The organism is Streptomyces sp. NP-1717, assembly GCF_022695985.1.
GTDB lineage: Bacteria > Actinomycetota > Actinomycetes > Streptomycetales > Streptomycetaceae > Streptomyces.
In genome coordinates, this window is record NZ_JAAPBF010000116.1 from 1 (window position 1) to 21,878 (window position 21,878).

Annotated in this window: 20 protein-coding genes and 1 pseudogene; 13 read left to right on the forward strand and 8 right to left on the reverse strand. The window is 71.3% G+C overall.

What is annotated here, in order from left to right; genetic code table 11:
- Nucleotides 1-811: low specificity L-threonine aldolase (locus GXP76_RS21930; protein ID WP_242573285.1), on the reverse strand; the 811-nt coding region annotated here is incomplete at its 3' end.
- Nucleotides 812-964: 153 nt separating this feature from the next.
- On the opposite strand from GXP76_RS21930, the gene GXP76_RS21935 reads away from it, so the two are divergent.
- The 10 genes from GXP76_RS21935 (at nucleotide 965) to GXP76_RS21980 (ending at nucleotide 9,875) form a co-directional block, all read left to right on the forward strand.
- Nucleotides 965-1,900, forward strand: a complete 936-nt coding sequence (locus GXP76_RS21935) for a Rossmann-like and DUF2520 domain-containing protein (RefSeq protein WP_242573286.1) — start codon at nucleotides 965-967, stop codon at nucleotides 1,898-1,900.
- A complete protein-coding gene (gene panC / locus GXP76_RS21940; protein WP_242573287.1) occupies nucleotides 1,897-2,952 on the forward strand; it encodes a pantoate--beta-alanine ligase in 1,056 nt (351 codons plus the stop codon). Before GXP76_RS21935 ends, panC begins: the two co-directional genes overlap by 4 nt.
- Complete coding sequence (locus tag GXP76_RS21945; RefSeq protein ID WP_242573288.1) at nucleotides 2,949-4,727, forward strand: L-aspartate oxidase; 1,779 nt, start codon at nucleotides 2,949-2,951, stop codon at nucleotides 4,725-4,727. The genes panC and GXP76_RS21945 overlap by 4 nt, the downstream gene beginning before the upstream one ends.
- On the forward strand, nucleotides 4,724-5,746 hold the full coding sequence (gene nadC / locus GXP76_RS21950; protein WP_242573289.1) for a carboxylating nicotinate-nucleotide diphosphorylase: 1,023 nt from the start codon (nucleotides 4,724-4,726) through the stop codon (nucleotides 5,744-5,746). The genes GXP76_RS21945 and nadC overlap by 4 nt, the downstream gene beginning before the upstream one ends.
- Nucleotides 5,746-6,543, forward strand: a complete 798-nt coding sequence (locus tag GXP76_RS21955) for a type III pantothenate kinase (protein WP_164252173.1) — start codon at nucleotides 5,746-5,748, stop codon at nucleotides 6,541-6,543. Before nadC ends, GXP76_RS21955 begins: the two co-directional genes overlap by 1 nt.
- An 879-nt stretch (nucleotides 6,544-7,422) precedes the next feature.
- The gene (locus tag GXP76_RS21960) at nucleotides 7,423-8,034 is read left to right on the forward strand and encodes a hypothetical protein (RefSeq protein ID WP_242573299.1); all 612 of its coding nucleotides are present in this window, start codon (nucleotides 7,423-7,425) and stop codon (nucleotides 8,032-8,034) included.
- 13 nt (nucleotides 8,035-8,047) lie between these two features.
- Entirely contained in the window at nucleotides 8,048-8,227 is a 180-nt protein-coding gene (locus GXP76_RS21965; protein ID WP_242573290.1) for a hypothetical protein, read from the forward strand.
- A 103-nt stretch (nucleotides 8,228-8,330) separates the two neighbouring features.
- Entirely contained in the window at nucleotides 8,331-8,852 is a 522-nt protein-coding gene (locus GXP76_RS21970; RefSeq protein WP_242573300.1) for a BlaI/MecI/CopY family transcriptional regulator, read from the forward strand.
- A gap of 9 nt (nucleotides 8,853-8,861) precedes the next feature.
- On the forward strand, nucleotides 8,862-9,395 hold the full coding sequence (locus GXP76_RS21975) for an amino-acid N-acetyltransferase (RefSeq protein ID WP_242573291.1): 534 nt from the start codon (nucleotides 8,862-8,864) through the stop codon (nucleotides 9,393-9,395).
- Nucleotides 9,396-9,539: 144 nt separating this feature from the next.
- Entirely contained in the window at nucleotides 9,540-9,875 is a 336-nt protein-coding gene (locus tag GXP76_RS21980) for an Lsr2 family protein (protein ID WP_023539576.1), read from the forward strand.
- On the opposite strand, the gene GXP76_RS21985 is transcribed toward GXP76_RS21980, so the two are convergent.
- Complete coding sequence (locus GXP76_RS21985) at nucleotides 9,854-10,534, reverse strand: SCO3374 family protein (protein ID WP_242573292.1); 681 nt, start codon at nucleotides 10,532-10,534, stop codon at nucleotides 9,854-9,856. The two genes, GXP76_RS21980 and GXP76_RS21985, sit on opposite strands and share 22 nt — an antisense overlap.
- 452 nt (nucleotides 10,535-10,986) lie before the next feature.
- Between GXP76_RS21985 and GXP76_RS21990 the strand changes: the two genes are divergently transcribed.
- Both GXP76_RS21990 and GXP76_RS21995 read left to right on the forward strand, forming a co-directional pair.
- Nucleotides 10,987-13,512 carry an ATP-dependent Clp protease ATP-binding subunit gene (locus GXP76_RS21990; RefSeq protein WP_164252176.1) on the forward strand — a complete coding sequence of 842 codons (2,526 nt, stop codon included), beginning with the start codon at nucleotides 10,987-10,989 and terminating at the stop codon, nucleotides 13,510-13,512.
- A gap of 641 nt (nucleotides 13,513-14,153) precedes the next feature.
- Nucleotides 14,154-14,822, forward strand: coding sequence for a M23 family metallopeptidase (locus GXP76_RS21995; RefSeq protein WP_242573293.1), 669 nt, complete (start codon nucleotides 14,154-14,156; stop codon nucleotides 14,820-14,822).
- On the opposite strand, the gene GXP76_RS22000 is transcribed toward GXP76_RS21995, so the two are convergent.
- Nucleotides 14,812-15,390 carry a TetR/AcrR family transcriptional regulator gene (locus tag GXP76_RS22000; protein ID WP_242573294.1) on the reverse strand — a complete coding sequence of 193 codons (579 nt, stop codon included), beginning with the start codon at nucleotides 15,388-15,390 and terminating at the stop codon, nucleotides 14,812-14,814. The genes GXP76_RS21995 and GXP76_RS22000 overlap by 11 nt on opposite strands.
- A gap of 125 nt (nucleotides 15,391-15,515) precedes the next feature.
- On the opposite strand from GXP76_RS22000, the pseudogene GXP76_RS22005 reads away from it, so the two are divergent.
- A pseudogene (locus GXP76_RS22005) lies at nucleotides 15,516-17,054 on the forward strand (MDR family MFS transporter); the annotation flags it as partial.
- Between the two features lie 92 nt (nucleotides 17,055-17,146).
- Here the strand turns inward: GXP76_RS22005 and cseC are convergent.
- From cseC to GXP76_RS22030, 5 genes are all read right to left on the reverse strand, one after another.
- Entirely contained in the window at nucleotides 17,147-18,460 is a 1,314-nt protein-coding gene (gene cseC / locus GXP76_RS22010) for a two-component system sensor histidine kinase CseC (protein ID WP_242573295.1), read from the reverse strand.
- Entirely contained in the window at nucleotides 18,457-19,161 is a 705-nt protein-coding gene (cseB, locus tag GXP76_RS22015; protein ID WP_242573296.1) for a two-component system response regulator CseB, read from the reverse strand. Before cseB ends, cseC begins: the two co-directional genes overlap by 4 nt.
- Nucleotides 19,162-19,180: 19 nt before the next feature.
- Nucleotides 19,181-20,038, reverse strand: coding sequence for a hypothetical protein (locus GXP76_RS22020; protein WP_308354192.1), 858 nt, complete (start codon nucleotides 20,036-20,038; stop codon nucleotides 19,181-19,183).
- Nucleotides 20,026-20,646 carry a SigE family RNA polymerase sigma factor gene (locus tag GXP76_RS22025; RefSeq protein ID WP_242573297.1) on the reverse strand — a complete coding sequence of 207 codons (621 nt, stop codon included), beginning with the start codon at nucleotides 20,644-20,646 and terminating at the stop codon, nucleotides 20,026-20,028. The genes GXP76_RS22020 and GXP76_RS22025 overlap by 13 nt, the downstream gene beginning before the upstream one ends.
- Before the next feature lie 291 nt (nucleotides 20,647-20,937).
- Nucleotides 20,938-21,849: an A/G-specific adenine glycosylase gene (locus GXP76_RS22030; protein WP_242573298.1), complete on the reverse strand. Its 912-nt coding sequence runs from the start codon at nucleotides 21,847-21,849 to the stop codon at nucleotides 20,938-20,940.
- Nucleotides 21,850-21,878: the final 29 nt, after the last annotated feature.

Consider the following 21,878-nt stretch of genomic DNA (forward strand, 5'->3'; position numbering starts at 1 on the left):
GCGGCAGCTCCCGATCAAGCCCCAGCAGCGCGGACAGCGCGGCCGGGTACTGCTGGAAGAGCTGCCCTCCGTACCGGTGCCGCCACACCCGCGCCTCCTCGACCACCGCCGAGGGCCCCACGAGCATCGCTCCGGACATCCCGTCCAGGGATTTGTAGAGGGACACGTACACGCTGTCCGCGAGCCCCGCGATCTCCTTCAGGGGCCGGCCGAAGTGCGTCTCGCACTCCCACAGCCGCGCGCCGTCGAAGTGCACCACCGCGTCGCGCTCGCGCGCCGCCGCCACCACGTCGACGAGCTCGTCCCACGCGGGCAGCACGAACCCCGCGTCGCGCAGCGGCAGTTCCAGCATCAGCGTGCCGAACGGCTCGTCCGCGCCGTGGATCTCCTCGGCCGTCGGCAGCCGGGGCGCGGACGTCGGATGGACTGTACGGAGGCCGCTGACGACCGACAGGGCGCCGCCCTCGTGCACCTCCGGGTGGGACAGCGGATGGAGCGCCACGGTCGCGTTCCCGGTGCGCCCCGCCCAGCACCGCAGCGCCACCTGTTGCGCCATGGTCCCGGTCGGGAAGAACGCGGCGGCCGGGAAGCCGAGCAGGTCCGCCACCCGGCTCTCCAGCTCGGCGACGACCCCGTCCCCGTACACGTCCGTCCATTCGTCCAGGTCATGGACCGATGACGCGTCGGCCGCCAGAGAGGCCAGCCGCTCACCGAGGGGCCGGTCGGCGGAGCTGCGCCAGAGGATCCGTCCGGACGCCTTCCAGGCGGCCAGCCGCCGTCGTCGTTGGTCCTGTTCGCTGATGTCTCCCATGGGGGGGATCATCGTTCATGGGGCGGCGGCCCCACTCCCGCGCCGGGGCCGCCCACAGCCTGTGGACAGTCGGGGAATGCCACGAAACGCTGGCGTAGCATGGCGAGAAATCGTCCGGTACCCGTCGCGGACTGGAACGGAAGGCCCCACCGCGTGAACGCATCAGCAGTTCCCAGAGATCCTCGCGACCCGAGGGACAGGCCCGCCCGGCTCACGGTCGGAGTCGTCGGTTCCGGCCGCGTCGGTCCGACGCTGGCCGCCGCTCTCCGGCTCGCCGGCCACCGTCCGGTCGCCGCGTCGGGCGTCTCCGACGCCTCCGTACGGAGGGCGGCCGTCCTGCTCCCCGACGTGCCGCTCGTGACGCCCGCCGAAGTGCTCGCCCGGGCCGAACTGGTCCTGCTGACCGTCCCGGACGACGCGCTGCCCGGCCTGGTCGAAGGGCTCGCCGAGACCGGGGCCGTACGGCCGGGACAGCTGCTGGTCCACACGTCCGGGCGGTACGGCACGAAGGTGCTCGCCCCCGCCCTGCACGCGGGCGCGCTGCCGCTCGCGCTCCACCCCGCGATGACGTTCACGGGCACATCCGTGGACGTCCAGCGGCTGGCGGGCTGCTCCTTCGGGGTCACGGCGCCCGACGAACTGCGGCTCGCCGCCGAGGCGTTGGTCATCGAGATGGGCGGCGAGCCCGAGTGGGTCGAGGAGGACGCCCGCCCCCTCTACCACGCGGCCCTGGCGCTCGGCGCGAACCACCTGGTCACGCTGGTCGCCCAGTCGATGGAGCTGCTGAGCAAGGCCGGCGTCGCGGCGCCGGACAAGATGCTCGGCCCGCTCCTCGGCGCCGCCCTCGACAACGCCCTGCGCTCCGGCGACGCCGCGCTCACCGGCCCCGTGGCGCGCGGCGACGCCGGCACCGTCGCCGCGCACGTCGCCGAACTGCGCGAGCACGCGCCCGCCGCCGTGCCCGGCTATCTGGCCATGGCCCGGACGACGGCCGACCGGGCGCTCGCCCACGGCCTGCTCAAGCCGGGGCTGGCCGAGGACCTGCTGGACGTCCTCGCCGACGGCGACCACTCCGGGGGCGGTCGATGAGCCTCCAACTGGCCTCCACGCGCGCGGACCTGGACCGGCTGCTCGCCCGGCACGGCGACCGGCCCACGGCCGCCCACGGGCCCGCGCCCGCCGCCCGTACCGCCGTCGTCATGACGATGGGCGCCCTCCACGACGGCCACGCCGCCCTGGTGCGCGCCGCGCGGGAGCACGTCGGCCCGGCAGGTTTCGTCGTCGTCACCGTCTTCGTCAACCCGCTCCAGTTCGGCGCGGGCGAAGACCTCGACCGCTACCCCCGGACACTCGAATCGGACCTCGGGACGGCCGGGGCGGCAGGCGCCGACGCCGTGTTCGCGCCCTCCGTCGACGAGGTGTACCCGGGCGGCACACCCCAGGTCCGGATCTCCGCCGGCCCCATGGGGGAGCGCCTCGAAGGCGCCGCGCGGCCCGGACACTTCGACGGCATGCTCACCGTCGTCGCCAAGCTGCTGCACCTCACCGCTCCCGACGTCGCCTTCTACGGACAGAAGGACGCCCAACAGCTCGCGCTGATCCGGCGGATGGCCCGCGACCTGAACTTCCCGGTCGAGATCGTCGGCGTGCCGACGGTCCGTGAGGAGGACGGTCTCGCGCTCTCCAGCCGCAACCGTTTCCTCTCCGCAGCCGAGCGCCGTACCGCCCTCTCCCTCTCCCTCGCGCTCTTCGCCGCCAGGGACCGCCTCGGCGCCCAGCACGCGCTGCGCGCCCGCGCGGAGTCCGCGCCCACGTCCAAGACCCGCGCCGCCGCCCTCTCCGCGCTCGGCGAGGCCCGCGCCGCCGCCGACACCCACGCGGTGGCGCACGCCGCCCCCGGTACGCCGCCGACGCAGGGCTGCGGCGCCCACGCCGTACGGTCCGCGGCCCGCGTCGTACTCGACCAGGCGGTCAGGGACCACCAGTCCCTCACGCTCGACTACCTGGCCCTCGTGGACCCCGCCGACTTCACCGAGGTCCCCGACGACCACACCGGCGAGGCGATCCTCGCCGTGGCGGCGCGCGTCGGCGCGACACGGCTGATCGACAACATCCCCCTGACGTTCGGAGCCGCCCAGTGACCGCCGAGTCCGCCCGGAAGCCGGTGCCCGGCCTGCCGGCCGGTATCCAGCTCACCGCGCCCGTGCCCGGCTGGGCCATCGACGCCGACGTGGTCGTGGTCGGCTCCGGTGTCGCGGGGCTCACCGCGGCGCTGCGCTGCACGGCGGCCGGGCTCAGCACGGTCGTCGTCACCAAGGCGCGCCTCGACGACGGCTCCACCCGCTGGGCGCAGGGCGGCATCGCCGCCGCCCTCGGTGAGGGCGACACCCCCGAGCAGCATCTGAGCGACACCCTCGTCGCGGGCGCGGGCCTCTGTGACGAGGAGGCCGTACGCACCCTGGTCACCGAGGGCCCCGACGCCGTACGCCGCCTGATCGGGACCGGCGCGCGGTTCGACACGTCGGCCACGGGCGATCTCCAGCTCACCCGCGAGGGCGGCCACCACCGCCGCCGTATCGCCCACGCGGGCGGCGACGCGACCGGCGCGGAGATCTCCCGCGCCCTGGTGGACGCGGTGCGCGACGCCTCCCTCCGTACGGTCGAGAACGCGCTGGTCCTCGACCTCCTCACGGACGAGCACGGCAACACCTCCGGCGTCACCCTCCATGTGATGGGCGAGGGCCAGCACGACGGCGTCGGAGCGGTCCGCGCCCCCGCCGTCGTCCTGGCCACCGGCGGCATGGGCCAGGTCTTCTCGGCGACGACCAACCCCGCCGTCTCCACCGGCGACGGCGTGGCCCTCGCGCTGCGCGCCGGCGCGGAGGTCTCCGACCTCGAATTCGTGCAGTTCCACCCGACGGTGCTCTTCCTCGGCGCCGGATCGGAGGGCCAGCAGCCGCTGGTGTCCGAGGCGGTACGGGGCGAGGGTGCCCACCTCGTGGACGCCGACGGGGTCCGCTTCATGCTCGACCAGCACGAACTCGCCGAGCTGGCGCCCCGCGACATCGTCGCCAAGGGCATCATGCGCCGGATGCGCGAGCAGGGCGCCGAGCACATGTACCTCGACGCCAGGCACTTCGGCGCGGACATGTGGGCGACCCGCTTCCCCACGATCCTCGCCGCCTGCCGGTCGCACGGCATCGACCCGGTCACCGAGCCGATCCCGGTCGCGCCCGCCGCGCACTACGCCTCCGGCGGCGTCGTCACGGACCTGCGCGGCCGTACGTCCGTACCGGGCCTGTACGCGTGCGGCGAGGTGGCCTGCACGGGCGTGCACGGCGCGAACCGGCTGGCGTCCAACTCGCTCCTCGAAGGGCTGGTGTTCGCCGAGCGCATCGCGGCCGACATCGCCGCCGTCGCGGCGGCCCCCCGCCCCGAACCCTCCGCGGTCCGGCCGCCGGCCGGTGCGCGCGGGACGGCCGGTTCCACCGCCCTTCTGCCGCTCATCGCCCCCGAGGCACGCCTCACGATCCAGCGGATCATGTCCGAGGGCGCGAGTGTCCTCAGGTCCGCCACGAGCCTGGCCACCGCCGCCGAGGCCCTGGAGCGCGTCCACCTGGACGCGCTGCGCCCCGCGGACCCCGGAAAGCCCGCCCAGCCCGGCGTCGAGTCGTGGGAGACGTCCAACCTCCTGTGCGTCGCCCGCGTCCTGGTGGCCGCCGCCCTGGAACGCGAGGAGACCCGCGGCTGCCACTGGCGCGACGACTTCCCCGAGCGTGACGACACCCACTGGCGCCGCCACCTCGTCGTACGGCTCGGGGCGGGCCGCGCCCTGGAGCTGAGCCGGACCGACACCCCCGCGTTTCCCGCCGTAAGCCCAGCAGATCCCCCCGTCCCCAGGGAGCCTTCACCGTGAGCACGCCCGAAGACAGTCCGCGCCCCGAGGCCGTGGACGTACCGCTCATCCAGATCGGCGCCCCGGCGTCGGCCGCCGGGGGCTGCGGGGACGGCTGCGGCTGTTCCGACGGCGAGGACGCCCTGGAGTGCGGCCTCGACCCCGCGCTCGCCGCGCTGCTGGCCGAGGCCGGGCTCGACCCGGTACAGGTCGAGGACATCGCCCACGTCGCCATCGGCGAGGACCTCGACCACGGTGTGGACGTGACGAGCGTCGCGACCGTCCCCGCCGACGCCGTCGCCACCGGCGACTTCACGGCCCGCAGGAGCGGCACGGTCGCCGGACTGCGCGTCGCGGAGGCCGTCCTCTCCCTCGTCTGTACGGAGGACTTCGAAGTCGAGCGGCACGTCGAGGACGGTGACCGCGTCGAGGCCGGCCAGAAGCTCCTCAGCGTCACCACCCGCACCCGCGACCTGCTCACCGGCGAGCGCAGCGCGCTCAACCTCCTGTGCAGGCTCTCCGGCATCGCGACCGCCACGCGCGCGTGGGCCGACGCGCTGGAGGGCACCGGCGCGAAGGTGCGCGACACCCGTAAGACGACACCCGGTCTGCGCGCCCTGGAGAAGTACGCGGTGCGCTGCGGCGGCGGCGTCAACCACCGGATGTCGCTCTCCGACGCGGCGCTCGTCAAGGACAACCACGTGGTGGCGGCCGGCGGGGTCGCGGAAGCCTTCAAGGCCGTACGGGACCAGTTCCCCGACCTCGCGATCGAGGTGGAGACCGACACGCTCCAGCAGGTCCGCGAAGTCCTCGACGCGGGCGCCGACCTGATCCTGCTGGACAACTTCACCCCCGCCGAGACCGCCGAGGCCGTCGCGCTCGTCGCCGGCCGGGCCCTGCTGGAGTCGTCCGGCACGCTGGTCCTGGAGAACGCCCGCGCGTACGCCGAGACCGGCGTCGACTATCTCGCCGTCGGCGCCCTCACGCACTCCGCCCCGATCCTCGACATCGGACTCGACCTGCGCGAGGCGGGTGTCTGATGCTGCTCACCATCGACGTCGGCAACACCCACACCGTGCTCGGTCTGTTCGACGGCGAGGAGATCGTCGAGCACTGGCGCGTGTCCACCGACTCGCGCCGTACGGCCGACGAACTCGCCGTCCTCCTCCAGGGACTGATGGGGATGCATCCGCTGCTCGGCGACGAGCTGGGCGACGGCATCGAGGGCATCGCGATCTGCTCCACCGTGCCGTCCGTCCTGCACGAGCTGCGCGAGGTGACCCGCCGCTACTACGGGGACGTGCCCGCGGTCCTGGTCGAGCCCGGCATCAAGACCGGTGTACCGATCCTGGTCGACAACCCGAAGGAGGTCGGCGCCGACCGGATCATCAACTCGGTCGCCGCCGTCGAGCTGTACGGCGGTCCGGCGGTCGTCGTCGACTTCGGTACGGCGACGACGTTCGACGCGGTGAGCGCGCGCGGGGAGTACACGGGCGGGGTCATCGCGCCCGGCATCGAGATCTCCGTCGAGGCGCTCGGCATCAGGGGCGCCCAGCTCCGCAAGATCGAGCTGGCGAGGCCGCGCAGCGTCATCGGCAAGAACACGGTCGAGGCGATGCAGTCGGGCATCGTGTACGGGTTCGCCGGCCAGGTCGACGGGGTCGTCACACGGATGGCGCGCGAGCTGGCCGAGGACCCGGGCGAGGTGACCGTTATCGCGACGGGCGGCCTGGCGCCGATCATCCTCGGTGAGTCGTCGGTGATCGACGAGCACGAGCCGTGGCTGACACTTATCGGCCTGCGGCTGGTGTACGAGCGCAACGTGTCACGCATGTAGGCCCACCGCCCGCGGGGCCCGTCGCTCGGCTCGGCCCGCCGAGCGGGTCGGCCCGGCCCGGACCGCCTGCGGCCTCCGGGCCGGACCCCAGGCCTGCCCTCCGTACGGCGGCCCCCTTTGCAGGGCGGCCCCGCCTGCCCGGCCGGACCGTTGGCTCCGGCCCGCATGGCCTGTCGTTCGGCTCGGCCCGACGCGCTGGGCTGCCCATCGGACGATCGGCTCGGTCCCCGGACCGGACCGCCTGCTCGAACCGCCAACTCGGCCTCCGGGTTGGCCCCGGGCCCGCCCGCCGTACGGCGGCCCGCGGGCAGCGTGGCCCCGGCTTCCGGCCGGACCGCCGACTCGGCGTCCGGGCCGGGCCCCGGGCCCGCCATCCGTACGGCGGCCGCCTTTGCAGGGCGGCCCCGTCTGCCCGGCCGGACCGTTGGCTCCGGCCCGCAGGGTCCGTTGTTCAGGGCAGCCCGCCGAGCGGCTCGGCCCCCAAGCCGGACCGTCGGCTCGGCCTCCGGGCCTGCCCTCTGTACGGCGGCCCGCTTTGCAGGGCGGCCCCGCCTGCCCGGCCGGACCGTCGGCTCCGGCCCGCAGGGCCTGTCGTTCGGCTCGGCCCGCCGAGCGGCCCGGTCCCCGGACCGGACCGACCACTCGGACCGCCGACTCGGCCTCGGGCCTGCCCTCCGAACGGCGGCCCGCAGGCAAGGCGGCCCGGACGGACCGCCGTCCGGGCCCGGCTCCCGGCCCGGACCGCCGTCCGGGCCCCGGGGCTGCCCCATCAGGCCCCGGGCCGGCCTCCGCCGCGCCGCAGCCGTCGCGTTTAGACGATTTTGTGCGATTCGTGAGTATCGTCACCTCATGCCCACGCCATACGGATCCCGCGGCGGCATGGCGTTCGGCGCAGACGAGCTGCGTGTGCTCCGAGGCGCCCTCGCCGTCGCCCTCCACCCCGCTCCCCTCCCCGACGAGGACGTCCAGGCATGCCTGCGCCTCGCCGAGTCCGTGGACGAAGCGGTCCGCGAGGCCGGCCGGCTGCGCGCCTTCCTCCTCGCCGACCTCGCCCGCTACCGCGCCGCGCTTCCCGGCTCGGCCGCCGGCTATCTGGAGCTGCTCCAGGACGCCCTGGCGGCCGGGTACGACCCCCGCCCGGAGGACCTCATGGCTCTGCGCACCCTGTGCCCCGCTCCCGTCGCCGGCGCGCTGCTCGACCGCTGCCGCCGGATCGCCGAGAACTCCGTACGGGCCCGTCTCGCCGGCCGCTCGCCCGCCGCGCCCGCGCCCCGTACCCGGCTGCTGGCGCTCCAGGGGGGCCGCGCCGCCGCCGACCCGGAGAAGCCGGAGGAGGAGCCCGGGAAGGCCCCCGGGAAGGCGCCCACGCCGCCCCGCCGTCCGGCCGCCCCGGGGCGTCCCGCCACCGAGCGTCCGATGCCCAAGCCGTCCGAGGTCTTTCCGCCACGCCGCAAGCCCACGCCCCCGGCGGAGCGGCGGGCCGCCGGATAGCTACTCTGGTCCCATGGACTACGTATCCGCTCTCCTGCCGCCCGTGGTGATGGCCGCCTTCTTCATCGGCCTGGTCGTGACGATCGTCAAAAGCCAGGGCGGGGACAACAAGTCGAAGGAGGACGCGGCCGTGGACGCGGCGATCGCCCGCGCGGAGGCCGTGGAGCAGCCGGGGACTCCGTCAGGCGCCTGACGCACCGGGCTGTAGATCAGGACGTACGACTTCCGCCATGTCGTACGTCCTTTTTGTTACGTCAATAACCGGCCATTCGGACATCTCGCACTATGGTTGCGGTGTGCCCCGCCAATTGGGAGACCTGGAAGACGCCGTCATGAGTCGCGTCTGGCAATGGAACCGTCCGGTCACCGTCCGGGAAGTCCTCGAAGACCTTCAGCAGGAACGGTCCATCGCCTACACGACCGTCATGACCGTAATGGACAATCTCCATCAGAAGGGCTGGGTGCGCAGGGAAGTCGACGGCCGGGCCTATAGATATACGGCGGTCTCCACCCGTGCCGCCTACGCGGCGGCGCTGATGAACGAAGCCTGGTCGAAGAGTGACAACCCGGCCGCCGCTCTTGTCGCCTTCTTCGGGATGATGTCGCCGGCGCAGCGCGAAGCCCTGGAGGACGCCGTCCGTATCGTGCGGCGCGACCGGCCGGAAGTCGCCCGCGAAGCCGCACCGGGGGCGGTGCCGGAAGTTCCGTCTGAAACCCCGTCAGAAACAGCCCCCGAAGTACCGGCCGAAGTCCCGGACGATGTGCCCGCCGAAGTCCCGTCCGAGGGCGCCGACCGAGAGCATCCGGCGGGGCGATAGCGTCCAGTCATGTCCTCTGACGTTCCGAAAGCCGTGGCGAATGCCATCAGCGTCCGGCGGGCCAGGACGAGCGATGTGTCCGCGGTCCGCCGTCTCGTCGACCCGTACGTGAGTGAAGGCATCCTGCTCGACAAAGCGACGGTGACTCTTTACGAGGACATCCAGGAGTTCTGGGTCGCCGAACGCGACGCCGACGCGACGGTCGTCGGATGCGGCGCACTCCATGTCATGTGGGAAGACCTCGCCGAAGTGCGCACACTCGCGGTGGATCCACGGTTCCGGGGTGACGGCATCGGCCGCCATGTGCTCGACAAGTTGTTGCAGACCGCCCGGTGGCTCGGTGTGCGGCGGGTATTTTGTCTCACCTTCGAAGTCGACTTCTTCATCAAGCACGGCTTCGTGGAGATCGGTGAGACTCCTGTCGACGGAGATGTCTACAGCGAGCTGCTGCGTTCCTATGACGAGGGTGTGGCCGAGTTCCTCGGTCTCGAACGGGTGAAGCCGAACACCTTGGGTAACAGCCGGATGCTTCTGCACCTGTGAGGGGCTGAAGAACCCGGAGCCCTATGTCCGAATCGCGCACGTTTCCCGTGTTCTTGTGCTACTGAACCTCTGCCGGGGGTTTGTGTTTTCCTGAGAAAAGCGGTTTCCTTTCGGCGTACTGCATTTTCGATGAAAGGAAATCCGGTGGCACAGAAGGTTCAGGTCCTTCTTGTTGACGACCTCGACGGTGGCGAGGCGGACGAGACCGTCACGTTCGCGCTGGACGGCAAGACCTACGAGATCGACCTCACGAACGCGAATGCGGACAAGCTTCGTGGGCTGCTCGACCCGTACACCAAGAGTGGCCGTCGCACCGGTGGCCGTGCCGCCGGTGGCCGTGGCAAGGGCCGCGCCGCCGCGGGTGGGAACAAGGACACCGCGGAAATTCGCAAGTGGGCCAAGGAGAACGGCTACAGCGTCAACGACCGCGGTCGCGTTCCGGCCGAGATCCGTGAAGCCTACGAGAAGGCCAACGGCTGAGTTTCCGTACGTGCCGTTTCTCCACGAAGCAATCGGGCCCGGTGGCACTCCGTCGCAGCCGTGTCCACGAGTCGAACGAGATCGGGGACATCCCCACCGCTGTCCCCGTGTCCGGCGCCGCCTCCGGGGCCGTGTCCGAAGCGAGTGAGAGCCGGCAGCGTCGGCTCCACCTCGCGTCCCGGCTCGGGGGGCCGCAGCCACACGGCGGCCCCCTGCTCCGCTCCAGGGCGTCCGCCCGCCGTCCCGCCCCTCGGCGGAGTCCCTGTCGGCCCACGAGGGCCCCTCGGCCCCGTCGGCCTTCCCGGCGGCTCCGGCGCCGTCATCCGTCCGCCGGTGCCCACCGCGGTCAGATCCAGGGTGATCCCGCCCCACTCCAGCCAGTCGAGCAGCCCGGGCAGTTCGTCCGCGCCGCCCGCGGCCACCAGAAGCCGCATCCGGCCCTCCGTGAGCGCCACCGGTCCCGTCCCGGCCGCGTCGATCCGGCGCAGCACAGCGGCGCCCGCGTCGGCCGGCAGTTCCAGGACGTCGAAGCGGAGTCCGGTCAGCAGCGCGACGGGGGGTCCGGGCGCCGTGGCCCAGCCCAGTTCGTGCTCGTACCAGTGGGCGATGCCGCCTTCGAGCGGCAGCGGCGCGCGGGGGAGCGGAACGGGGAGAGCCATGCACGGACCAACTCCCCGTCGCGGTATTGAGTTACGCGGTGTCGTGACGGCGTCGCTCTGCGTGTTCGCCGTGGGGGCGTACCGAAGCATTCGGGAGCGCAAGGGTGTTCGCCCGTAGCGGAGGGAACGGGGGTGCGCCGCATGGAGTGTCAGTGCTTGCGGGTAAGACATTCCTAGTGGGGAGGGGCGACACGCGGTCCCGGACGTCTCACGTTCGCCATCGGCGTACCGATAGCGGGGGTATCTGTCTGGCCTGCGGGAACATCGTCTCGCACCATCAGGTTGGAGCAGGTGTCGGCTGTTCGTGAGGAAAGTTCGCCGCCGAGGCGGGGTGATCACGGCGGATTGTCGGCAGTTGGAATGAGCGGTCCCCGCTTGCGGGACTAAGCTGCGGAAGGACAGGGAGGGGACCGACCCCTTTACTGCCTGACCGCTCTGAGGAGCGATTAACGATGTTCGAGAGGTTCACCGACCGCGCGCGGCGGGTTGTCGTCCTGGCTCAGGAAGAAGCCCGGATGCTCAACCACAACTACATCGGCACCGAGCACATCCTCCTGGGCCTTATCCACGAGGGTGAGGGTGTCGCCGCTAAGGCCCTGGAGAGCCTCGGGATTTCGCTCGAGGCGGTCCGCCAGCAGGTGGAGGAGATCATCGGGCAGGGCCAGCAGGCTCCGTCCGGCCACATCCCCTTCACGCCCCGTGCCAAGAAGGTCCTGGAGCTGTCGCTCCGCGAGGCCCTTCAGCTCGGCCACAACTACATCGGCACCGAGCACATCCTGCTCGGCCTGATCCGCGAGGGCGAGGGCGTCGCGGCCCAGGTCCTCGTGAAGCTGGGCGCCGATCTCAACCGGGTGCGGCAGCAGGTCATCCAGCTGCTCTCCGGTTACCAGGGCAAGGAGGCCGCCACCGCCGGCGGCCCGGCCGAGGGCACGCCCTCGACCTCGCTCGTCCTGGACCAGTTCGGCAGGAATCTCACGCAGGCCGCCCGCGAATCCAAGCTCGACCCGGTCATCGGGCGCGAGAAGGAGATCGAGCGGGTCATGCAGGTGCTGTCCCGCCGTACGAAGAACAACCCGGTTCTCATCGGCGAGCCCGGCGTCGGCAAGACGGCGGTCGTCGAGGGACTGGCGCAGGCCATCGTCAAGGGCGAGGTGCCCGAGACCCTCAAGGACAAGCACCTCTACACCCTGGACCTCGGCGCCCTGGTCGCGGGCTCCCGCTACCGAGGTGACTTCGAGGAGCGCCTGAAGAAGGTCCTCAAGGAGATCCGCACCCGCGGCGACATCATCCTGTTCATCGACGAGCTCCACACCCTCGTGGGTGCGGGCGCCGCCGAGGGCGCGATCGACGCGGCTTCGATCCTGAAGCCCATGCTCGCCCGTGGAGAGCTCCAGACCATCGGCGCCACGACGCTCGACGAGTACCGCAAGCACCTGGAGAAGGACGCCGCGCTGGAGCGCCGCTTCCAGCCGATCCAGGTGGCCGAGCCGTCGCTGCCGCACACCATCGAGATCCTCAAGGGTCTGCGGGACCGTTACGAGGCGCACCACCGCGTGTCCATCACGGACTCCGCGCTGGTCGCAGCCGCGACGCTCGCCGACCGCTACATCTCGGACCGCTTCCTGCCGGACAAGGCGATCGACCTGATCGACGAGGCCGGCTCACGGATGCGCATCCGCCGGATGACCGCTCCGCCGGACCTCCGCGAGTTCGACGAGAAGATCGCGAACGTCCGCCGCGACAAGGAGTCGGCCATCGACTCCCAGGACTTCGAGAAGGCAGCTTCGCTCCGCGACAAGGAGAAGCAGCTGCTGGCCGCGAAGACCAAGCGGGAGAAGGAGTGGAAGGCCGGCGACATGGACGTCGTCGCCGAGGTGGACGAGGAGCTGATCGCCGAGGTCCTGGCGACCGCCACGGGCATCCCGGTCTTCAAGCTCACCGAGGAGGAGTCCTCGCGGCTGCTCCGCATGGAGGACGAGCTCCACAAGCGCGTCATCGGCCAGAAGGACGCCATCAAGGCGCTCTCCCAGGCGATCCGGCGTACGCGGGCGGGTCTGAAGGACCCCAAGCGTCCCGGTGGCTCGTTCATCTTCGCCGGCCCCTCCGGAGTCGGTAAGACGGAGCTCTCCAAGACGCTCGCCGAATTCCTCTTCGGCGACGAGGACGCGCTGATCTCCCTCGACATGTCGGAGTTCAGCGAGAAGCACACGGTCTCGCGTCTCTTCGGTTCTCCCCCCGGATACGTGGGGTACGAGGAGGGCGGCCAGCTCACCGAGAAGGTGCGCCGGAAGCCGTTCTCCGTCGTCCTCTTCGACGAGGTCGAGAAGGCCCACCCCGATATCTTCAATTCCCTTCTGCAGATCCTGGAGGACGGTCGGCTGACCGACTCCCAGGGCCGGGTCGTGGACTTCAAGAACACGGTCATCATCATGACGACCAACCTCGGGACCAGGGACATCTCCAAGGGGTTCAACCTGGGCTTCGCCGCCCAGGGCGACACCAAGTCCAACTACGAGCGGATGAAGAACAAGGTCAACGAGGAGCTCAAGCAGCACTTCCGGCCCGAGTTCCTCAACCGTGTGGACGACACGGTCGTCTTCCACCAGCTCACCGAGGAAGACATCATCCAGATCGTCGACCTCATGGTGACCAAGGTGGACGAGCGCCTGAAGGACCGGGACATGGGCCTGGAGCTCAGCCCGAACGCCAAGGCGCTGCTCGCCAAGAAGGGTTACGACCCCGTTCTGGGCGCCCGGCCGCTGCGCCGGACGATCCAGCGCGAGATCGAGGACATCCTCTCCGAGAAGATCCTCTTCGGTGAGCTGCGCCCCGGTCACATCGTGGTCGTGGACACCGAGGGTGAGGGCGAGGAGAAGAAGTTCAGCTTCCGCGGCGAGGAGAAGTCGGCACTGCCCGACGTCCCGCCGATCGAGCAGGCGGCCGGCGGTGCCGGTCCGAACCTGACGAAGGAGGCGTGAGCCGGGGCTGAGCCGCCGCGCTCGGCCCGAGCCCGCAGTCGAAGGGGTGGCCCGAGACCGTTCACGGTCTCGGGCCACCCCTTCGCCGTGCCCGCGGCGCGTCCCCTGCCGGGCCCTCTTCCGGGCGGCCCGGCCTCCGGGTCTGCTCCGGCCCCCTTCCCGGCCCCTTCCCGGGCCTCTTGCGGACCACTTTCGGGCATCCTTCGCGCTTCGGTCGCGCCTCCCACGTACCTCCGTTCCGGCCCCGCGAAGCCCGTGGAGGGCGCTGCGCCGTGACAAGCCGCACACCCGTTTCCGCGCCTACGACCAGGAATAGTGGTGAAGCGGGTGATTCCGCCGGGACCTTCGGAAAGGTCCGCCTCGGGACCAAGGTCCCGAGGCCCCGGAGAGGGCCGGTGGTCCGGCCGACGACCGGATGCGCACCACCCTGACGTGCGAATAAACGGTATTTAACTCGGACATTTCGGTTCACGGTGAAGAGATGTTTCAGGTCGTCAAGGGGTCGATCTGCTGGTGCCGCGACTACGACGACATGTCGTAGATGGGCGGTTTGGGGTGTGATGGGCGGTCGGGTTACCAAGGTGAGGCAAGCCCACCCGGTGCCCCGAGTGCCGGGTCCATTGACGCCCGGAGGTTTCTCAATGTCGCAGCGCACCACGCCCCGCCAGTCCACGCTCCGTACCCGTGCCGCCATCCTGGCCGCCGGACTCGGAGTGACGACGGCGCTCGGAGCGGGGGTCGCGTTCGCCGCGAACAGCAGCGGCGACGCCGGCGCCCCCCGCGCGGCCGCCGCCGTAGCCGCCGACAAGGCCGCCCACTCGGAGAAGGCGACCGTCGCCAAGGCGAAGGACAAGGACAAGAAGGCCAAGACGGCCAAGAACCCCACGTGGGCCAAGCCGGTCTCCAAGTACACCCTGAGCGCCACCTACGGCCGCGGTGGCGGCATGTGGGCCAGCAAGCACTCGGGCCAGGACTTCGCCGTCTCCGTCGGCACGAACGTCAAGGCCGTCCACGCGGGTACCGTCGTGAAGGCCGGACCCAACGGCGCCGGTGACGGACCCGCGTACGGCAACGCGATAGTCATCAAGCACGGCACCGGGCCGAGCGCGAAGTACTCGCAGTACGCGCACCTGTCCAAGGTGAAGGTGCACGCCGGCCAGAAGGTCGACAAGGGCCAGAGCGTCGCGCTCTCCGGCAACACCGGCAATTCGAGCGGCCCGCACCTGCACTTCGAGATCCGCACGACCCCGAACTACGGCAGTGCGATCAACCCGGTCTCGTTCCTGCGCGCGGCTGACGTCATTCTGTGACGCCCTGAGCCCGCACCATGAGATCGGTGGCGACCTCGAGGATGGCTTCCTGCTTCTCCTCGGGGTCGCCTTCGACGTCCCTGAGCGCGAAGATGCCCGCGTGCATGGTGAAGATCGCGGCGAAGCAGCGCACGCGGTCGGTCATCGTCCCCTCGGGCTGCTTGAGCAGCTCCAGGAGCCGCATCATGCGGGTCTTGAAGGTCTCGCCGACGCTCAGGTCGCGCATCGTCGCCTGGTTCTCGTGCATGAAGCGGAACAGGGGCGCGGCGGCGGCGAGCGCGTCGCTGTAGCGGCGCAGGATCTCCTTCTTCGCCTCCAGCGTCGGCGGCTGTGTCTCGCCCCACGCGATCAGCTCGTCGATCGGCCGCGCCAGGTCCTGGAAGAGGCTGACCAGGATGTCTTCCTTGGTCTTGAAGTGGTAGTAGAGCGCGGCCTTGGTGACGTCCAGTTGCTCGGCGATCTCGCGCAGCGAGGTCTTCTCGTAGCCCTGCTCGGCGAAGAGTTCCAGCGCGACGTCCTGGATGCGCTGACGGGTGTTGCCCCGGCGTGGCTGCGCCTTGCTGCTCATGTTGCTCTCCCCGAATAACTTACTTGACGACCGGCAAGTGGCAGGTCTACCTTCCCTGATCGTACTTACTTGCCGGTCGGCAAGTAAGTAGAGGAACGGGACCAGGAACAGGGGAGTGGGGGACCATGTCGCTCGACGCGGTGGGGTCGGAACAGAAGAATAAGGCGGCGCCACAGCCGCGCAGCGTGCGGGTGGTACTGCTCGCGCTCATGATCGCGATGCTGCTCGCCATGCTGGACAACATGATCATCGGCACCGCGATGCCGACCATCGTCGGCGAGCTGGGCGGGCTGGAGCACCTGTCCTGGGTGGTCACCGCCTACACCCTCGCCACCGCCGCGTCGACCCCGATCTGGGGGAAGGTCGGCGACATGTACGGGCGGAAGAAGATCTTCCTGCTCTCCATCGTCATATTCCTGATCGGCTCCGCGCTCAGCGGCATGGCCCAGGACATGGGCCAGCTCATCGGCTTCCGCGCCGTCCAGGGCCTGGGCGCCGGCGGACTCATGGTCGGTGTCATGGCGATCATCGGAGACCTCATCCCGCCCCGTGAGCGCGGCAAGTACCAGGGCATGATGGCCGGCGTGATGGCCCTCGCCATGATCGGCGGACCGCTGGTCGGCGGCACCATCACCGACCACCTCGGCTGGCGCTGGAGCTTCTACATCAACCTGCCGCTCGGCGCCGTCGCCCTCGCGATGATCGTGACCGTGCTGCACCTGCCCGTCGTCGAGCGGACCAGGAACAAGGTCGACTATCTCGGCGCGGCCCTGCTGACGGTCGGCATCACCTCGATCGTGCTGGTCACCACCTGGGGCGGTACGGAGTACGCCTGGAGCTCCGCGCTGATCATGGAGCTGATCGCCATCGGCGTCGTCACCCTCGTCTCGTTCGTGTACGTGCAGACCAAGGCGCCCGAGCCGATCCTGCCGCTGCACATCTTCCGCAACCGCAACTTCACTCTCATGCAGGTCATCGGCTTCCTGACCGGCTTCGTGATGTTCGGAGCTGTCCTCTTCCTGCCGCTCTACCAGCAGTCCGTCCAGGGCGCGTCGGCGACCAACTCCGGTCTTCTGCTCCTGCCGCTGCTGCTGTCGATGATGGTCGTCTCGCTCTTCGCGGGCCGGGTCACCACCAACACGGGCAAGTACAAGATCTTCCCCATCGCCGGCGGCGCCCTGATGGTCACCGGGCTCTTCCTGCTCGCGCAGATGGACACCGGGACCTCCCGGCTCACCTCCGGCGTCTACATGGCCGTCCTCGGTGCCGGGATGGGCTTCCTGATGCAGATCACCATGCTCGTCGCGCAGAACAGCGCCGAACCGAAGGACATGGGCGTCGCCTCGTCCTCGACCACCCTGTTCCGCACGCTCGGCAGTTCCTTCGGCGTCGCCATCATGGGCGCGCTGTTCACCGGCAAGGTGGAGGAGGAGATGGCGGCGCGCGGTGGTGACGCGGTGACCGCGCAGTCCGCGCAGCTCGACGCGGCGAGCCTGGCCAAGCTGCCGGAGGCGGCGCGGGAGGCGTACCAGATCGCCGTCTCCTCCGGTACGCACGTCGCCTTCCTGCTGGCGGGTTCGGTCGCGGTGATCGGCTTCGTCGCGGCGTTCTTCGTCAAGGAGGTGCCGCTGCGGGGCGCCGGTCCCGAGAAGGCCGGGACGGCGGGCAGGGACGCGCTCCGTCCGGCGGCAAGGACGGGAAGAAGTCCACGCAGTCCGCCTAGGCACCCCGGCCGGGTCCGCCCGGCGCCCGCGCCTCAGTCCGGCAGCGTGATCATCGGGAAGCTGCCCGTCGCCGTGGGGGCGTGCTCGGGGAGCCAGAGGACCGCGATCGCGCCGCCCGTCTCCTCCGGGCCCGGCGTCGGGCTCTCCGGCGCGGCGTTGCGGAAGGTCAGCCGGGCCCCGAGGACGCGCGCCTGACCGGCCGCGATGGTCAGCCCGAGACCGTGTCCGTGCCCCGCGCGGTCGCTGGCACCCGTACGGAACCGGCTCGGCCCGTCCCGCAGCAGCGCGTCGGGGAAGCCGGGCCCGTGGTCGCGTACGCGTACCACCCGGCCCTCGACGGTCACCTCGACAGGCGTACCGCCGTGCTTGGCCGCGTTGGCCAGGAGATTGCCGAGGATGCGCTCCAGGCGGCGCGGATCGGTGTTGACCCGCGAGTCGTGCACGACCTGGATCCGCACATCGGGATCGAGCAGCGCCACCCGCCGGCTGACGAACTCGCCGAGCGCCACCTCCTGGAGTTCGGCGCGTTCCGACGCGCTGTCCAGCCTGGCGACCTCCAGTACGTCCTCGACCAGCGTCCGCATGGCCTGGGCGCGGTCCCGCACCAGCTCGGTGGGCCGGCCCGGCGGCAGCAGCTCGGCCGCCGTCAGCAGGCCCGTCACGGGCGTACGGAGCTCGTGCGCGATGTCGGCGGTCACCCGGCGCTCCGCCTCGATGCGTTCGTTCAGCGCGTCCGTCAGGGCGTCGACCGCGCGGGCCAGCTCGTCGGTCTCGTCCCGTACGACTCCGCCGACCGCCTCCCGTACGCGCACGTCCGTGTTGCCCTGCGCGACCTTGCCGGCGGCGGCCGCCGCCTTGCGCAGCCGGCGCGAGAGCTGCCCGCCGATCAGCACCCCCAGCGCACAGCCGCCGACGACCACACAGACCGAGCCGATCAGCAGGGCCCGGTCGAGGTCCTTCATGATCGCCACGGAACGGTCGGCGAACTTGCTGTGCAGGGAGAGCACCCCGTTCTCCAGCGGTACGGCCGCCCAGACGTCGGGTGTGCCGTCCCCCGAGTCGCGGACATAGGTGGCACGCCGCCCCTCCTGCACCTTCTTCCGCAGGTCGTTCGGGAGCGCGGGGTCGTTCAGCTTCGTACCGAACTTCAGCTCGTGCGTCGAGTCGTACATGCGCTGCGCGAACAGCAGCCGCTCCAGCTGCACCTCGCGCGCGTTATCCAGCATCGAGACCTGGGCCGCGTTGTGCACGACGAGGCTCAGCGCCATCGCGACGAGGGCGCCGACCGCCGCGATCGCGATGCTGATCTTCCACCGGACGCCGGTGCGCAGGGCGAGGCGCTTCATGCCTTGAGTTTGTAGCCGAAGCCGCGGACCGTCTCGATCCGGTCCTGTCCGATCTTGGTGCGCAGCCGCTGCACATGGACGTCGACCACGCGCGTGTCACCGCCCCAGCCGTAGTCCCAGACGCGTTCGAGCAGCTTGTCGCGGGACAGGACGGTGCCGGGCGCGGCCGAGAACTCGATGAGCAGCCGCATCTCGGTCGGTGTCAGCGACACCGGCTCACCCCCTTTGCGCACTTCCATGCCCTCCTTGTCGATCTCCAGATCGCCGAAGGACAGGGAGCCCTGCTCGTCCGCCCCCTCCTGGCCGCCCTGCTCCCCGGCCGGTCCGCCGGCGTGCCCGAAGCGGCGCAGCACCGCGCGGATCCGGGCGACGAGCACCGCGCCGTCGAAGGGCTTGGTCACGTAGTCGTCGGCCCCCGCCTCCAGGCCGAGCACCACGTCGATCGAGTCGGCGCGCGCCGACAGCATGATCACGGGCACCGTCGACTCGTCCCTGATACGGCGGCACAGACTCACGCCGTCGAGGCCCGGCACCATCACGTCGAGCAGCGCGATGTCCGGCCGGTCGGCCCGGAACGCCTCAAGGCCGGACAGGCCGTCCGGCATGGCCGTCACCGTGAAGCCGTCACGCTCCAGCGCGAGCTGGGTGGCCTCGCGGATGACGTCGTCGTCCTCGACGAACAGGACATGGGTCTCCAGCATCCGGCAGCTCTCAGCTCTCTCAGTTCCCGATCGGAGGGGACGGCGCGGGGGCGTCCACGGGGCCGTTGACGACCGCTCCGCTGTAGTTGTTGCGCACCCGGTAGCGCTCGGTGAATCTCGTGTCGGCCCAGCTGTAGGTCACGATGTCCTCGCCGGACGGATACGCGACACGGTCGCCCTTCGCGTACACCTGGCGGGTCACCACCAGCTCGCCCCGGTCGATCGTGGCGTACACGGCGGGCTCCTCGGCGGCGAAGACGTTCTCGTACCGCTGCCGCCCGGACTCCCGGTAGACGTACGTCCCCAGGCCCACGGCGTCCTCGCAGCTCATCACGTTGACCACCACGTCCGGCGCGGTGCCGCCCGTCAGATTCCCGTATGAGGTGTCCACCGGGTAGGCGTCCTCGGAGCACGGTTTGAGGTCGGCCTTGACCTGCCCGCTCACCTTGGGGTCCCGCCGGAGCAGGGCCACCGGGTCGATGTCCTCGGCGGGCAGGGCCGAGGCCGTGTCGGTCGGCGGCGCGGGCTCGGCGGTGGCGACGGCTGCGGCGCCCTCGTCCCGGGTGCCGGTCGCGCTCGTGGAGCCGATGGCGAACACGCCGAAGGCGACGACCGAGACCAGCGCCAGGGCGCCGGTGGCGGTCGTCGCTGTGAGTGTCAGCCCCTTCAGGGCCCGGCTCGCCGCTGTGTCACCGCGCGGTATGCCGTCGGCCGGTGCGGGGTCGGCCGCCGCCCGGCAGGTCGTGGCGGTGCCGGTCGTGCCGGGAGCCGTGCCGCCGGTCGGGGCGCGGTCGGTGGTGCTTTGGGCCGCCGGGGTACGGAGGCGCCTCGTTCTGCGGGCGGACGTGCTGTCCTTGTCGCGCTTCAGGCCGCGCACCGCTCCTGCCCCCGTCCGTCGCGACGATAACCTGCACGCTCCGGAGCCTGGGGCCGCGGACGGCGTCGCTCCGGCAGCCGGTTCCCCGGTGCCCGGCGCTCCACGTCGCGGCGCTCCAGCTCCCGGGCCTCCAGCTCCTCACGGAGTTTGGCCAGCGCCCGGTGCAGCGTGCTCTTCACCGTACCGGTAGACATGCCGAGCGCCGCCGCCGTCTCCTCGGTACTCATCTGCTCCCAGTGCCGCAGCACGACGACGCTGCGCTGCTTCGGCGCCAGGACCCCGAGGATGTCGACGAGCAGGGCGCGGTCGGCGTGCTGGTCGGAGCCGTCCTCGACGCACGGTTCGGGCAGCTGCTCGGTCGGCACCTCTTCGAGCCTGCGCGCCCGCCACCACTCCGTACGGGTGTTGATCATGACGCGGCGCAGATAGGCGTCGGCGAGGGACTTGTCGGCGATGCCGTCCCAGCGGCCGTACGTACGGGCCAGGGCTGTCTGGAGCAGGTCCTGGGCGTCGACGGGATCGGGGACCAGCCGCCTGGCACTCCGCAGCAGGGCCTCCTGCCGGGTGCGTACGTACTCCTCGAATCCGAGCACCTCGCCGTTCGCCATGCCAACCGCCTCCCGCCCCGTGAACCGCACCGCTCGCCGCGCTGCTGTCGTCCTTCGTGCTGCCTTACGCCCCAGAAATTACGGAGGCGTTGTCACGAGGTCGTGCGCGCCAGCCGTCGGCGGGCGCACGGACATCCATCGGTTGTGTAACGGCGGGGGGATGGAACGGACGAACGACCGGCAAGTGGCGTGAGAAGGCGGACGGCCGGCCCGGAGAGGGCCGGCCGAACCGGATCGGATGCCGTGTCGTGCGCAGGGGCCGGGCGGTGGGCGCCGGGCGGTGCGGCCGGGTCAGGTCATCGGCAGCCGGTACAGGTCGTCGGCCAGCGGCTCGACCAGCCCGTCGGCCACCAGCCCGTCCAGCGCCCTGGCCCGCTGCACCGGCTCCTCCCACACGGTGTCGAGCACCGCCAGCGGCACCGGCCCCACCGCCTCGCGCAGTACGGCGAGCAGTTTGCCGCGCACCTGGCGGTCCGTGCCCGCGTACGTCTGACCGCGCCGGGCCGCGCCCTGGTGCGCCGGTTTGCCGGCCTGCCGCCAGGCGCAGCGTGACGCGATGGGGCAGCGCGCGCAGTCCTCGTTCTTCGAGGTGCACACGAGCGCGCCGAGTTCCATGGACGCGGCCGCCCAGCGGGCGGCCGTCTCCTCGTCCTCGGGCAGCAGCGCGCGGGCCAGCCGGCGTTCGGCGGCCGTCGTCGCGTTCGGCGGGTACTGGATGCCGGCGGCGGCGCGCGCGAAGACGCGCCGCACGTTCGTGTCGAGGACGGCGTGCCGCTGTCCGTACGCGAACGAGGCCACGGCGGCGGCCGTGTACTCGCCGATCCCGGGCAGCGCGAGCAACTGGCCGTGCTCGCGCGGTACGTCACCGCCGAACCGCTCCGTTATCGCCAGGGCCGCGCCGTGCAGCCGCAGGGCGCGGCGCGGATAACCGAGTCTGCCCCAGGCGCGTACCGCTTCGCCGGGAGCCTCGGCGGCCAGGTCGGCCGGGCGCGGCCAGCGCGCGAGCCACTGTTCGTACACCGGGAGCACCCGGGCGACCGGGGTCTGCTGGAGCATGAACTCGCTGACCATCACACCCCAGGCGCCCGTTTCGGGGCGGCGCCAGGGCAGGTCGCGGGCGTGCGCGTCGAACCACGCGATAACGGGGTCGTGAAGGGCGGCCGGGTCGATGACCGGCGGCGTAGTCGCAGAAGTCGCAGTCATGGCAACACCGATCCTGGCACGTCCGGGGG